General features: G+C 73.5%; 11 protein-coding genes. 4 read left to right on the top strand and 7 right to left on the bottom strand.

Features of this window, described 5'->3' with window-relative positions; all coding sequences use genetic code 11:
- Nucleotides 1-198 precede the first annotated feature (198 nt).
- On the bottom strand, nucleotides 199-2115 hold the full coding sequence (locus tag ACIGFK_RS34815; RefSeq protein ID WP_400055056.1) for a BTAD domain-containing putative transcriptional regulator: 1917 nt from the start codon (nucleotides 2113-2115) through the stop codon (nucleotides 199-201).
- A gap of 211 nt (nucleotides 2116-2326) precedes the next feature.
- On the opposite strand from ACIGFK_RS34815, the gene ACIGFK_RS34820 reads away from it, so the two are divergent.
- On the top strand, nucleotides 2327-2530 hold the full coding sequence (locus ACIGFK_RS34820) for a hypothetical protein (protein ID WP_386468612.1): 204 nt from the start codon (nucleotides 2327-2329) through the stop codon (nucleotides 2528-2530).
- A 158-nt stretch (nucleotides 2531-2688) separates the two neighbouring features.
- Here the strand turns inward: ACIGFK_RS34820 and ACIGFK_RS34825 are convergent, their stop codons facing one another.
- Nucleotides 2689-5688 (bottom strand): AfsR/SARP family transcriptional regulator, encoded by a 3000-nt coding sequence (locus tag ACIGFK_RS34825; protein WP_400055059.1) that lies wholly within the window; start codon nucleotides 5686-5688, stop codon nucleotides 2689-2691.
- 250 nt (nucleotides 5689-5938) lie between these two features.
- Here ACIGFK_RS34825 and ACIGFK_RS34830 point away from each other — a divergent pair, with 250 nt between their 5' ends.
- The gene (locus ACIGFK_RS34830) at nucleotides 5939-6415 is read left to right on the top strand and encodes a phospholipase (protein ID WP_376655363.1); all 477 of its coding nucleotides are present in this window, start codon (nucleotides 5939-5941) and stop codon (nucleotides 6413-6415) included.
- A gap of 216 nt (nucleotides 6416-6631) precedes the next feature.
- On the opposite strand, the gene ACIGFK_RS34835 is transcribed toward ACIGFK_RS34830, so the two are convergent.
- Nucleotides 6632-7984, bottom strand: coding sequence for an AMP-binding protein (locus ACIGFK_RS34835; protein ID WP_386468608.1), 1353 nt, complete (start codon nucleotides 7982-7984; stop codon nucleotides 6632-6634).
- 235 nt (nucleotides 7985-8219) lie between these two features.
- Here ACIGFK_RS34835 and ACIGFK_RS34840 point away from each other — a divergent pair, with 235 nt between their 5' ends.
- Complete coding sequence (locus ACIGFK_RS34840; protein ID WP_400055061.1) at nucleotides 8220-9704, top strand: DHA2 family efflux MFS transporter permease subunit; 1485 nt, start codon at nucleotides 8220-8222, stop codon at nucleotides 9702-9704.
- An 81-nt stretch (nucleotides 9705-9785) separates the two neighbouring features.
- The gene (locus tag ACIGFK_RS34845) at nucleotides 9786-10007 is read left to right on the top strand and encodes a DUF5988 family protein (RefSeq protein ID WP_376655366.1); all 222 of its coding nucleotides are present in this window, start codon (nucleotides 9786-9788) and stop codon (nucleotides 10005-10007) included.
- 74 nt (nucleotides 10008-10081) lie between these two features.
- On the opposite strand, the gene ACIGFK_RS34850 is transcribed toward ACIGFK_RS34845, so the two are convergent.
- The 4 genes from ACIGFK_RS34850 to ACIGFK_RS34865 form a co-directional block, all read right to left on the bottom strand.
- On the bottom strand, nucleotides 10082-10504 hold the full coding sequence (locus ACIGFK_RS34850; protein ID WP_376662437.1) for a MarR family transcriptional regulator: 423 nt from the start codon (nucleotides 10502-10504) through the stop codon (nucleotides 10082-10084).
- 83 nt (nucleotides 10505-10587) lie between these two features.
- Nucleotides 10588-11937: an NADP-specific glutamate dehydrogenase gene (gene gdhA, locus ACIGFK_RS34855; protein WP_386468606.1), complete on the bottom strand. Its 1350-nt coding sequence runs from the start codon at nucleotides 11935-11937 to the stop codon at nucleotides 10588-10590.
- On the bottom strand, nucleotides 11934-12629 hold the full coding sequence (locus tag ACIGFK_RS34860) for a 4'-phosphopantetheinyl transferase family protein (RefSeq protein ID WP_376662435.1): 696 nt from the start codon (nucleotides 12627-12629) through the stop codon (nucleotides 11934-11936). The genes gdhA and ACIGFK_RS34860 overlap by 4 nt, the downstream gene beginning before the upstream one ends.
- 11 nt (nucleotides 12630-12640) lie before the next feature.
- Nucleotides 12641-13279: thiamine pyrophosphate-dependent enzyme (locus tag ACIGFK_RS34865; RefSeq protein ID WP_400055064.1), on the bottom strand; the 639-nt coding region annotated here is incomplete at its 5' end.

Genomic DNA, 13279 nt, shown 5'->3' on the forward strand with positions numbered 1-13279 from the left:
GGAGTCCCGGTCGAGAACCGGTGGAGTGCGGTACAGAAGAGATTCTGTGAACCCGGGTGGGTGGCGGACAGTGTGGGGTTCACCCGCCGGGAGTGAAGTTTTCACGGCGGCCCTGACCAGCGTGGAACGCGGTTCCCCCGGGGTTCTCCGCTCCTTCTCCACTCGCCGTACACCCCCCGTACGGCGGTGGCAGCCGCACTACAGGACGGGTAGAGGACCCGGGGGGAAACTGCCCCGTGCCTGCCGCGCCGGCACGGGTCCCGACCGGACGGGGCGCTCGACGGGGAGTGACTGGAAGTGGAGCAGTACCAGGGGGTGGAAGCGGAAGCCGTCGCCGGGCGGCGCGCCAGGGGAGCGGACCGGCTCCAGGAACGAGCCGTCGACGAGGCCCTCCACCAGGTCCTCGGCCCTGCGTACCGGCAGTCCGAGGACCGTCGCGGCGGAGGCCGCGGAGAACGGGCGCGGACCGAGCACCGAGAGCCGGGCCAGCAGCGCCCTGGTCTCCGCGTCGGTGCGCCGCAGCCAGCCGGCGAGCGCTTCGGCCATGTCCAGCTCGCCGAAGGAGAGTTCCGCCAGCCGGCTGGGCTCGTCGGCCAGCCGCTGGGCCAGCCGGGCCGCGGACCAGTGCGGGCGGGAGGCCAGCCGGGCTCCGGCGATGCGCAGCGCGAGCGGTATGCCGCCGCAGAAGTCCACGAGCCGCTCCACGGAACCCGGTTCGGTGGCGGAGAGTGCCGTGCCCAGGGCGTTCGTGAGCAGGTCGAGGGAGTCGTCGCGGTTCATCGGGCCGAGGGCGAGCGTGTGGGGTCCGGTGGCCGCGGTGAGGTGGACGTGCCCCGTCACGAGCACCGCGCACTCCGGCCCGGCAGGCAGCAGCGGGGCGAGCCCGGCGGTGTCGGCCGCGTTGTCCAGCAGGACCAGGAGCCGGCGGCCCGCCGTCCGGGTGCGGTAGAGCCGTACGAGTTCCTCGAGGTCGTGCGCGGCGGGCGCGGGCGGTTCCTCCCCGAGCGCGCGCAGGAAGCGGACCAGCACCGCCCGCGGGTCCTTGGGGGCGCCGTCCGGCTCGGCCAGGTCGGCGTGGAGCCGGCCGTCGGGGAACTCCTCCTGGGCGGTGTGTGCGGCGTGCACGGCGAGGGCGGTCTTGCCGATGCCCGCCATGCCGGTGATCAGGCAGCGGCGCGGTTCCCCGGCCGTACCGGCGAACATGCGGCGCAGCGCGGCCAGTTCGCGGGTGCGGCCGGTGAAGGCGACCCCGGTGTCGGGTGGCAGCATGAAGGGCGGCAGCAGCACCCCGGCGGGAACGGCGGCGGTGTCCGGGGCGGCGGTGTCCGCGGGACGGCGGGTGACCGCAGGGGCGCCCCCGGGCCCGGCGGGTTGCGGTGCGAGGTCCAGGGTGGCGCCCAGCAGGGCCTCGTGGGCGGCCTGCAGGCCGTGGCCCGGTTCCACGCCGAGCTCCTCGGCGAGGACGGAGCGGCCCTCGTGGAAGACGTGGAGGGCGTCGGCCTGGCGCCCGCACCGGTAGAGGGCCGTCATCAGCTGGGCCCTCATCCGCTCGCGGAGCGGGAAGTCGGCCACCAGCCGGGTGAGTTCGGCGGTGATCCGCTGGTGGTGGCCGAGGGCGAGGTCGGCCTCGATCCGGTTCTCCAGCGTGGCCGCGCGCGCCTCCTCCCACTGCGGGACCTCCTCCTGCACGAGGTGCTCGGTGGCGTTCACCAGCATGGGCCCCTGCCACAGCTCCAGCGCGTCGCGGAGCAGGGTGCCGGCCTCCTCGTACCGGTGTTCCTGGAGGGCCTGGCGGCCGAGCCGGTCGAACCGCTCGTACTCCGCTACGTCGAGGCGGCTGTCGCCGGTCCGGACGGCGTAGCCGGGTCCGCGGCGCTCCAGGGTGACCTCGGGTTCGAGGAGTTTGCGCAGCCGGGAGACGTACGTGTGGAGCTGCGCGCTCATCGTGACGGGCGGCCGGCCGCCCCACAGCAGCAGGCTGAGCCGGGTGTCGGGCACGACGCGGCCCCGGGCGAGCAGCAGGGCCGCCAGCACGGTGTGCGTCTTCGTTCCCGAGAGCGCGATCCGAGTGCCCTCACGGGAGGCCTCGACCGGGCCGAGCAGCTGAAGGTCCATGGTGTCCTGTCGACGGCGGGGGCGTTGGGGCTGTGTGCGCCACCTTCGCCGACCGCGCTGTCCCGCCGATGTCGGATCGGTTTTTCCGCGTCCGAAGCAGGCCCCCCGGATGGCGAAATAGGGGCGACATCGGGTTGACAGCGCCGCCCCCTAGCGTCGGCGGTGTCGTGCCGGTCAGGCGGCGAAGTGGCCACAGCACTAGGAGATCCGCATGCGAAAGACCCGCACCGTGCTCGCCGGCGTCCTCTGCTCCGCGGCCGCCGCCGCGGCCCTCGTGGCCGGATCGGCGGGGCAGGCGGCGGCGGACGAGGTGCCGTGGACCGGGCCGGCGCCGACCGTGGTCACCGGGGCGGCCGACGGGGTGGCCGGGGCCCTCGGGGAGGTGCTGGACACCGTCGAGGTGCCGTGGACCTAGGGGGTGTCCGGGCGTGGTCTGCCGGGCGCGGCTGAGCTGCACGGGGCTCCGCCCCGGACCCCGCGCCTCAAACGCCTGGCGGGGCTGGATATGCCGGTCCGCGGCGAGATCCAGCCCCGCGCGACGTTCGAGCGCACCGGGCGGCCCGGCGCGGCCGGTCAGCTCTCCAGTACGCGGACCAGGGTCTGCGGGGTGAGGGGGCCGGGGGTGGTGACCGTGGCGAGTACGCGGTCCAGGCGGTCCCGCCAGACGGTGGCCCGCAGTTCCTCGAACACCGCCCGGGCCGACTCCAGCCGGCGTACCGCGCCGTGGTCCCCGCAGACCGCGAGCGCACAGCCGAGGTCGGCTTCGATGCGGGCCTGCAGGAAGCGGTCGGATACCTCCCCGGCCGCCTTCAGCGCCTGGCGGAGCACGGTCCGCGCGCTCCGGCACGCGCCCTGGCGCCAGCGGGCCTCGCCGATCCCGCGCAGGGCGTGGGCCTCGCCGAGCCGGTCGCCGTCCTCCCGGGTCAGGGCCAGCACCCTGAGGCAGATCCGCTCCGCCCCGGCGGGATCGCCGTGCCGCAGCAGGGCCTCGGCCAGCCGGTAGGTGTTCTGGGTCTCGCCGCGGACGCTGCCGGCCTCGCGGCTCTTGGCGATGGCCTGCCGGCACAGGGCGATGCCTTCGGCGACGTGGCCGCGTTCGAGCTCGATCTGCGCGAGCACGCCCAGGGCGTGGGACTCCCCCGCGGTGTCCCCCGCCGTCCGGAATCCGCCCAGGGCCTCGCGCGCGTCCTGCGCCGCCCCGTCCAGGTCGCCGGAGAAGCGGGCGCACAGGGCGAGGTTGCGCAGGGTCACGGCGCGGCCGTGGACCTCGCCGCACGCGTCGAAGAGGGCCAGGGCGCGGCCGAGCAGCGGCTGGGCCTCCTCGTAGTGCCGCTGGTAGATCGCCAGGGTGGCCAGGGAGCGCAGCATCGTGGCCTCGCCCAGGGTGTCGCCGGTGCGGGCGGCCGAGGCCACGGCGTGGTCGGCGCAGGTGCGCCAGTCCTCCAGGTAGTTGTGGGCCTCGAAGAGGGTGGTGCTGTTGAGGGTCAGCCCCCAGGCGTAGGCGGCGAGGTGGTCGGTGGCCGCGCAGTGGCTGATGACGGCGCCGAGGGCGACGCGTTCGGACTCGAACCAGGCGATGGGGTCGGCGAGCAGCTCTCCGACGAGCCCGTCGGGCAGCGGGTAGGGCTTCACCCGGCCGTAAGCCATCGCGTGAGCACCGCCGTACGTGCGCTCGCGGGCCGTGTCGGCGAGGTGGAGCCAGCCGCCGTACGCCCGCTCGAGTGCGGCCGTGCGCTCCTCCTCGCTCTCCTCCTCCTGGGCGCGTTCCCAGGCGAAGAGCCTCAGCAGGTCCTGGAGGCGGTAGCGGGTGGCGGGTCCGGAGGACGGGGCGACCTCGAGGAGCTGGGTGTCCACGAGCTGTTCCATGAGGTCTTCGGCGTGGGCCGGGTCGGTGTCGACGAGGGCCGCACCGGCCCAGGCGGCGAAGTCGGGCACGCCGAGCAGACCGAGGCGCCGGTAGAGGCGGCGGGCGTCCGGGGCCAGATCGCGGTAGCTCAGTCTGAATCCGGCGCGTACGCCGCCCTCGCCCGGGCTGAGTTCGTCCAGTCTGCGCCGCTGGTCCTCCAGCCGGGTGACCAGGCTCCGTACGGACCAGTGGGGTTTGGCGGCGAGGCGGGAGCCCGCGATGCGCAGGGCGAGCGGGAGCCGGTCGCACAGCTCTCCGAGGCGTTCGGTGGCGCCGGGGTCCACCGTGATCCGGTCCGCTCCGGCGACCTCGGCGAGCAGTGCGGTCGCCTCGGAGGGGGACATCGCGTTCAGCCCGACGCGCAGCACGGCGTAGTCGCCGATGAGGTCGTCCATCAGGTCGCGGCTCGTGATGAGCACGCAGCAGCGGCCGTTGCCGGGCAGGAGCGGGCGGACCTGCCGGAAGGAGCGGACGTTGTCCAGGACGATCAGGACGCGTTTGCCGCCGAGCACGCTGCGGTAGAGGGCGGCCCGGTCGCCGGGGTCGGCGGGGATCCGGGCGGCGGGGACGCCGAGGTCGCGCAGGAAGCGGTCGAGGGTGGTGGCGGGCGACACCGGCTCGTACGTCTCGTCGTAGCCCCGCAGGTCGCTGAAGAGCCGGCCGTCGGGGAAGCGGGCGGCGATCCGGTTGGCCCACTGGACGGCGAGGGCGGTCTTGCCCACCCCTGCGATGCCGCTGATGGCGGCGACGGTCAGGGGGGACTGGCCCAGGCGTTCGTCGAGCATCCGGTCCAGGGCGTCCAGTTCCCCGGCGCGGCCGGTGAAGGAGGCGGAGGCGGCGGGCAGCTGGGCGGGTACGTGGGCGGCGGGGACGGTATCGGCGGGCGGCCCGGCCGGTTCGGGCGAGTCGCTGAGGACGAGGTCGTGCATGTCCTGGAGCACGGGGCCGGGCTCGATGCCGAGTTCGCCGACGAGCAGGGCGCGGCCCTCACGGAAGACCTCGAGGGCGGCGGCGCGGCGCCCGGAGCGGTACTGGGCGAGCATCAGGTGGGCGCGGGCCTGTTCCCGCAGCGGGTTCTCCCGGACGAGCGCGGAGAGTTCGGGGATCAGGGCGCGGTGGCGGCCGAGCTGGAGGCGCAGGCCCGCGTACTCCTCGTGGACGTCCAGGCGCAGTTCCTCCAGCCGGGCGGCCTCCTGCTCCACGCGGGGGCCGGTCACGCCCTCCAGGGCGCGGCCGCGCCACAGCGAGAGCGCTCCGGCGTACGCGTCGCAGGCCTCGTCGTTCCTGCCGCTGCGGACCAGCTCGCGGGCCCGGCGGACCGCGTCGTCGAAGGCGACGGCGTCGATGCGGTGTTCCAGCGGGTTGAGGACGTAGCCGGGGTGGGACGTCGTGATCAGCGGGGCGGTCTCGCCGGATCCGGCGGGCGCGGTGGCGGCCCTGAACACCTTGCGCAGGCGGGCGACGCAGATGGCGATCTGGTTGCGGGCGGTGGTGGGGGCCCCGGAGGGCCAGACGGCGTCGATGAGGCTGTCCACGGAGACGATCCGGCCGGGTGACAGGAGCAGCACGGCCAGCAGGGTCCGCTGGCGGGCTCCGCCCAGCTGGACGGAGACCCCGTCGATTTGCACGTCGAGCGGCCCCAACAGGCCGAATAAGACCTCTCGCATCGCTGCGTCCCCCTGAACTCGCCTGCCGTGCGCATCCCCCACGCACCCGCTCATGTGATCAGTTACCAGTCAGTAGATCCACTTCGAAAAGCCTTCTCGGAAGGTTCACGGGTGTTGCTCCCGCCAACGGCCGTATGTGGTGCGAAGAGGTTCCGTATAGGCGCACCGGGGCTGCGCGATATCCGGCCCTCCCAGTCTGGGGCCGCCCGGCGCCGGGAACCCCCGGCGCCCCTGTCCCCGGAGGACTTTGATGCGCCGTCGACTCGCCACCGTGATCGCCGCTTCCGCCGCCGCCCTCGTCGCCCTGGCCACCCCGGCCTCCGCCGCGCCGGCCGACAAGCCCCAGGTCCTCAGCAGCTGGACGCAGACGAGTTCCGCGAGCTACAACGCCTGGCTCTCGGCCCGCAACAACCAGGGCGCCTGGTCCGCCTACGGGTTCGACTGGTCGACCGACTACTGCTCGTCCTCCCCGGACAACCCGTTCGGGTTCCCGTTCCAGACGGCGTGCGCCCGCCACGACTTCGGCTACCGCAACTACAAGCAGGCGGGCACGTTCAGCGCGAACAAGTCGCGGCTCGACGACGCCCTGTACGCCGACCTCAAGCGGGTGTGTTCGGCGTACTCCGGGCTGAAGAAGACCTCGTGCGACTCCACCGCCTGGACCTATTACCAGGCCGTGAAGGCCTTCGGGAACACGGCCGCCGTGGACAGCGGCGCCGTGGCCTGACCGGTCCGTCCGCAAGGACCGGCCGGGCCGACGGGCTCGGCCGGGCGACCGGGACCGGCCGGGCCGACGGGCTCGGCCGGCGCCCCGTCAGGCCCCGCGTGAGACCGCCGCGTCGGCCGCCTTCGCGGCGGGGCGGCCGGCAGCGGGGCCTGCGGCCGATTGGTCCATGCGGGTCAACGTACTCACGGGGCGCCCGGCCCCGCTTCGGACATTCCGTCAGGGCCGGTTCCCCGGATCCCCTTCCAGCAGCAGCTTCTTCTGCGGTTTGCCCATGGCGTTGCGCGGCACCGCCGTGACGAAGCGGACCTCGCGCGGGCGCTTGTGCACCGACAGGTGCGCGGCGACGAAGTCGGTGAGCTCGGCGCCGGTGACCCCGTCGGCGACGACGTAGGCGACGATCCGCTGTCCGAGGTCCGCGTCGGGGACGCCGACGACGGCCGCCTCGCGCACCTTGGGGTGGTCGAGCAGGGCGTTCTCGATCTCGCCCGCGCCGATCCGGTAGCCCCCGGACTTGATCATGTCGATGGAGGCGCGGCCCACGATCCGGTGCACGCCGTCCCTCTCGTCGACGGCCGCGATGTCCCCCGTACGGAACCAGCCGTCCTCGGTGTACGCGGCGGCGGTGGCCTCCGGGCGGCCGAGGTACCCGGAGAACAGCGTGGGGCCGGTCAGCTGGAGTTCCCCGATCCCGGCGCCCGGTTCGGCGGCGATGCGGGTGCGGATGCCGGTGAGGGGTGTGCCGACCGTGCCGGGGCGGACCTCGCCGCCCGCCCGGCCGCTGAGGGTGATCAGGGTCTCGGTCATGCCGTAGCGCTCGACGGGGCGGTGCCCGGTGAGGCGTTCGAGGTCGCGGAAGACGGGCGCGGGCAGGGCCGCGCTCCCGGAGACGAGGAGCCGGGCCCCGGACAGGGCGGAGGCGGCCTCCGGTTCGGCGGCGATGCGGGACCACACGGTCGGCACCCCGAAGTACAGGCTGCCGCCGGCCGCGGCGTAGGCCTCGGGCGTCGGCCGGCCGGTGTGCACGAGGCGGCTGCCGGTGCGCAGGGCGCCGAGCACGCCGAGCACGAGGCCGTGCACGTGGAACAGCGGCAGTCCGTGCGCCAGGGTGTCCTCGGCGCTCCACTGCCAGGCCTCGGCGAGGGCGTCGAGGTCCGCGGCGATGGCGGCGCCGCCGAGCACCACGCCCTTGGGCGGGCCGGTGGTGCCCGAGGTGTAGAGGATCAGCGCGGGGTCCTCGGACGCGGCGGTCTTCCCCGACGGGGCGTCCGCGCGGCGCGCGAAGTCGACCTCGACCTCGGCGGCCCCCGAGTCGCGCAGGATGTGCTCCCGCTCGGCGGGCCCCGCGTCGGGCGGCAGCGGCACGCAGGGCACCCCGGCCAACAGCCCGCCGACCACCGCGGCGACGGTCTCCAGCGAGGCCGTCGCCGTGACGGCGAAGGCCGGGGCCCCCGCGACGTCCGCGGCGACCGCTCCGGCCGCGCCGAGCAGTTCCTCGTACGAGGCGGTGCGGCCGGCGACGGTGACGGCGTCCCCGCGGTCCCCGTAGGCGCCTTCAAGTGCCGTGAGCACGGTGGCACTCCCCTATCTGTCGTTCCGGGTGGTCCCCGGACACAGGCTGCCGGAACCGGGGGGAGGCGCGCCACCCCAGCCGGGTCGCGCCCCGCCCCAGATCACCGCCCCGGGTCGTCGCCGCGGACCGCTGCAGATCGCCGCGGATCGCCGCCTCAAATATCCATCCATCTTGATGCATCAAAAAAGATGTATTACGGTTGCTCCCAGCAGACGGCGCGAGAGGAGTGGACACATGCGGAAGTGGGCCGGGAATCCCTGGGCGGTACTGGTGACCATGTCACTGGGGTTCTTCATGACCTTGCTGGACCTGACGATCGTGAACATCGCGATCCCCGAGATGATCGACGCACTGGGGGCGACCCTGGACCAGACCCTGTGGGTGGTCAGCGGCTACGCCCTCGTCCTGGCCGTGCTGCTGATCACCGCCGGCCGGCTCGGCGACCTGTGGGGACCCCGCAACCTCTTCGTCGCCGGCGTGGCGGTGTTCACCGCCGCCAGCATCGCCTGCGGGCTGGCCACCGGCCCGGTGATGCTGATCGCCGCCCGCGGGGTGCAGGGCCTCGGCGCCGCGCTGCTCACACCGCAGACGATGGCGCTGATCATGTCGGTCTTCCCGGCGGCCCGGCGCGGCACGGCGATGGGCATCTGGGGCATGGTGGCGGGCCTGGCCACGCTGTCGGGTCCGACCCTGGGCGGCGTGCTGGTCTCCGCCGTCGGATGGCGCTGGATCTTCCTGGTGAACGTGCCGATCGGGATCGCCGCGCTGGTGCTGACGTTCCTGGTGGTGCCCGACGTACGCACCGGCCGGACGCGCACCTTCGACGTTCCCGGCGTCCTGCTGGCCACCGGCGCGCTGTTCTGCCTGGCCTTCGCGCTCCAGGAGGGCGAGCACTACCACTGGGGCGCCGGGATCTGGGGACTGCTGGCCGCGGGTGCGGCGCTGGCCGCCGGGTTCTTCGTCCACCAGCGGGGTCGTCAGGACCGCGAGCCGCTGGTCCCGTTCGCGCTCTTCAAGGACCGCAACTTCTCCGTGCTGACGGGGATGGTCGCCCTCGTGTCGATGGCGATGATCGGGCTGGTCCTCCCCTTCAACCTGTACCTCCAGTCCGTCCTGGGCCTGAGCGCGATCAAGGCGGGCCTGGTGCTCGCCCCGTCCTCCCTGGTGTCGATGGCGGTGGGACCGTTCGCGGGCCGGCTCTCCGACAGGATCGGCGGCAAGTACCTGCTGATGGCGGGTCTGACCCTGTACGCGGTCGGCATGGCGGCGATCGTGCTGATCGCCGGTCCCGCGACCCCCTGGTACGCCTTCGTCCCGGCCACCGTCGTCACCGGCCTCGGCATCGGCTGCGTGGTCGCGCCGATGTCCGCCGAGGCGATGCGGGGCGTGGACCCGCGGCTCGCGGGGGCGGCTTCCGCGGTCAACAGCACCGTCCGGCAGATCGGTTCGGTCATCGGCGCGGCCGCCGTGGGCGCCCTGCTCCAGGGCCGGCTCGCGGCGGAGCTGGCCACCGGGAAGGCGTACGCGGACGCCTTCGTCGCGACCCTGCACGTGACGGCGGCGCTGCCGATCGCGGTGGTCCTGGCGGGTGTGCTGGCCTGCTTCCTGGTCCGCGGCCGGGCCGAGGAGACGGCCGCGGGCACGGCGGCCGGGGCGGCGGCCGGGGCGGCTCCCACGGCGGCTCCCGCCGGGGCGCCGAAGGCGGCGGCGGGCGTTTAGAGCGGCTTTAGCCGGACGTCTGATCCTGTCCGCGCAGTGACGTCACTGCCTCCGTATCCGCGCCCCAGAGGAGACGACGCCATGACAACACAGAGCCCCAACGTGGTACTCAGCGGCGGACCTGCGACGCTCGAACTCAAGCCCGAGGAGCGGGTCCGCTACGTCGAGGACACCAACTCCAAGGTGAAGCTGCTCGTGGGAAACCGGTACGAGCACTTCGAGCCCACGGACGGCACGGTCACGGAAGAGGAGCTGGAGCTCCTGGTATACGCCTGGAGCGGGTACACGTACGTCGCCGAGTAGGGACTCACCGCCGAGAAGACGCGGAAGCCGCCCGGGTGCCGAGCACCCGGGCGGCTTCCTTGCGTCTCCGGCCGTCAGGACGGGTCCGGCGCCAGCCGGGCCAGCACCTCGGGGGACAGGCGCCGGGCCAGGGCCTCCAGGAGGGCGACCACCTGGGCGACCTCCACCGGGTCGTCGGTTCCGAGCGCCGTGGCGAGGGCGTCGTCGACGCGCGCCCCGGCGACCTCGGCGCGCCGGTCGGTCACCTCGGGGTTCTGCCGGACCAGGGTCCGGCGCCGGTCGCGGGGGTCGGTCTGCGTCACCACCGATCCGGTCTCCCGCAGCCGCGCCACACAGGCGGACACGGCGCTCTGCGGCAGACCGGAGCGGGTGGCGATCTCGCCGACCGTCGTGTCCGGGTGCGCGTAGATGTCGAGCATCACGATCAGTACCGACCGCGTGCTCATCGGCCGCTTGCCGAGACGATCGGTGGGGATGGCCTCCTCACCGATCTTCATCAGCGTGCGTCCCAGCAGGAAGAGCTGTACTCCATTCACACGGGCGACCTTATATCAGTCCAGATACATCTGTATCTGATGGATCAGATGATTCCCTGGGCGAGCATCGCGTCGGCGACCCGCTCGAAGCCGGCGATGTTCGCGCCGGTCACGTAGTCGCCGGGCGCGCCGTACCGGTGCGCCGTCTCCCAGCAGGTGGTGTGGATGTCCCGCATGATGCGCGCGAGCTCCTCCTCCACCCGGCGGCCGCTCCACGCGTCGCGCGCGGCGTTCTGGCTCATCTCCAGCGCGCTGACCGCGACTCCGCCGGCGTTGGCCGCCTTGCCCGGGCCGAAGGCCACGCCGGCCTCCTGGAACAGGTGCACGGCCTCGGGGGTGGTGGGCATGTTGGCGCCCTCGGAGACCGCTTTGACCCCGTTGCCGATGAGCGTGCGCGCGTCGTCGGCGCCGAGTTCGTTCTGCGTGGCCGAGGGGAAGGCGACCTCGGCCGCCACCTCCCAGACCCGGCCGCCCGGCACGAAGCGGGCGGAGCCGCCCCGGCGGGCCGCGTACTCGCCGACCCGGCCGCGTTCCACCTCCTTGATCTGCTTGAGCAGTTCGAGGTCGATGCCCTTGCCGTCCACCACGTAGCCCTCGGAATCGGAGCAGGTGATCGGGTGCGCGCCCATCCGCTGCAGCTTCTCGATGGTGTGGATCGCGACGTTGCCGGAGCCGGAGACCACGGCGGAGCGCCCTTCGAGCCCGGCGCCCTTGCGCTCCAGCATCTCGGCCGCGAACAGGACGCTGCCGTATCCGGTCGCCTGCGGGCGGATCGCCGAGCCGCCCCAGCCGGTGCCCTTGCCGGTGAGGACGCCGGCCTCCCAGCGGTTGGTGATGCGCCGGTACTGCCCGAAGAGGTAGCCGATCTCGCGGCCGCCGACGCCGATGTCACCGGCCGGGACGTCCGTGTGCTCGCCGATGTGCCGGTGGAGTTCCGTCATGAAGGACTGGCAGAACCGCATCACTTCGGCGTCGGAGCGCCCGCGCGGGTCGAAGTCGCTGCCGCCCTTGCCGCCACCGATCCCGAGCCCGGTCAGGGCGTTCTTGAAGATCTGCTCGAAGCCGAGGAACTTCACCACGCCGATGTCGACGGCCGGGTGGAAGCGCAGGCCCCCCTTGTACGGGCCGAGCGCGCTGTTGAACTCCACCCGGTAGCCGCGGTTGACGTGGACCTCGCCCCGGTCGTCCTGCCACGGCACCCGGAAGATGATCTGGCGCTCGGGCTCGGTCAGCCGCTCGACGAGCCCGGGAACGGCGTACTCGGGGCGCGCGGCGAACACGGGGGCCAGGGTCTCCAGCACCTCGCGCACCGCCTGGTGGAACTCGGGCTGCGCGGGGTTGCGCCGCTCGATGTCGGCGCGCAGCGAGTCGAGCCGGGCCTTGGGGTCCTTCACGGTGTGTTCCTCCTGGTGGTGTCGGGTGCACCGGTACGGACCGCGCAGGCGGCGGCGAATCCCTCGCCGACCGCGATGTCGTACACGGTCCATCCCGGGGGTCGGGCAGGGCCGGGGCCGCACCCGAGGAAGATGTGGTCGACGCCGTCGGCGAGTCCGGCGCCGGTGCCTTTCAGGTACGCCTCCTTGCGCGTCCAGCAGCGGGTGAACGCGGTGGGCCGGTCCTCGGGGGCGAGGGCCGTCAGCTCCGCCCGCTCACCGGGGTGCAGGCAGTCGGCCATGTCTCGAGGCCAGGCAGTCGCCGCCGCCCGGGGTGCCGCCACGGCTTCGATGTCGGCGCCGACGGGGGTGCGGGCGAAGGCCAGCAGGACCCGGTCGGCCGCGTAGGAGAGCGAGAAGTGCAGCGGAGCCCCGGGCACGGCGGGCCGCCCGTGCGGGCCGCCGCAGCCGGGGCAGTCCTCCCGGACCAGTTCGATCTCGCGCGGCGGCCTGCCCAGATGGGCTCCGAGCAGCCGGCGCAGCGCCCAGCGGCCCGCGAGGAACCGCTCGCGGTCCAGGGGCCGTACGTACGTGCTCGCGCGGTGCAGCTCGTCGGCGTCGAGCACGCTCGCGTAGGAGGAACCGTCCCGGGGGAAGTGCCGGCCGCCCAGTGTCAGGAGCCAGGTTTGCGGCACTCCCCCGGGCGGTGGCACCGGGGGGACCGTCAGCCCGCGACGGTCCACGTGTCGTTGCCGGTCAGGAGCGAGGACAGGTCGCCCTTGCCCTTCTGGTCGACGGCCGTGTCGAGCTGGTCGGCCATGAGGGTGTCGTAGACGGGCCGCTCGATGCTGCGGAAGACGCCGATGGGGGTCTGGTGCAGGGTGTCGGGGTCGGCGAGGCGGGAGAGCGCGAAGGCGGTGGTGGGGCCGGCCGCGTGCGCGTCGTGGATGAGGATGGACGCCTCGTTCTGCGGGGTGACCTCGACGACGTGCAGGTCGCCGGTGGCCTGGTCGCGGACGACGCCCTTGTGGCCGTCGGTGCCGAAGCGGATCGGCTGCCCGTGTTCGAGGCGGATCACGGCCTCCGCCGCCTGTTCCTTGTCCTTGAGGACCTCGAAGGCGCCGTCGTTGAAGATGTTGCAGTTCTGGTAGATCTCCACGAGCGCCGTGCCCTGGTGGTCGGCTGCCTGCCGGAGCACCTCGGTGAGGTGCTTGCGGTCGGAGTCGACGGTGCGGGCCACGAAAGTGGCCTCGGCGCCGATGGCGAGGGAGACCGGGTTGAAGGGGGCGTCGAGGGAGCCCATCGGGGTGGACTTGGTGATCTTGCCGAGTTCGGAGGTGGGGGAGTACTGGCCCTTGGTCAG

This window comes from Streptomyces sp. NPDC085524, from assembly GCF_044541755.1.
Classification (GTDB): domain Bacteria; phylum Actinomycetota; class Actinomycetes; order Streptomycetales; family Streptomycetaceae; genus Streptomyces.

Coding starts and splice junctions, on each gene's coding strand:
- ACIGFK_RS34830 (WP_376655363.1), top strand. CDS start 5,939: ATGCGCCGTCGACTCGCCACCGTGATCGCCGCTTCCGCCGCCGCCCTC.
- ACIGFK_RS34850 (WP_376662437.1), bottom strand. CDS start 10,504: ATGAAGATCGGTGAGGAGGCCATCCCCACCGATCGTCTCGGCAAGCGG.
- ACIGFK_RS34820 (WP_386468612.1), top strand. CDS start 2,327: ATGCGAAAGACCCGCACCGTGCTCGCCGGCGTCCTCTGCTCCGCGGCC.
- ACIGFK_RS34845 (WP_376655366.1), top strand. CDS start 9,786: ATGACAACACAGAGCCCCAACGTGGTACTCAGCGGCGGACCTGCGACG.
- ACIGFK_RS34825 (WP_400055059.1), bottom strand. CDS start 5,688: ATGCGAGAGGTCTTATTCGGCCTGTTGGGGCCGCTCGACGTGCAAATC.
- ACIGFK_RS34815 (WP_400055056.1), bottom strand. CDS start 2,115: ATGGACCTTCAGCTGCTCGGCCCGGTCGAGGCCTCCCGTGAGGGCACT.
- ACIGFK_RS34840 (WP_400055061.1), top strand. CDS start 8,220: ATGCGGAAGTGGGCCGGGAATCCCTGGGCGGTACTGGTGACCATGTCA.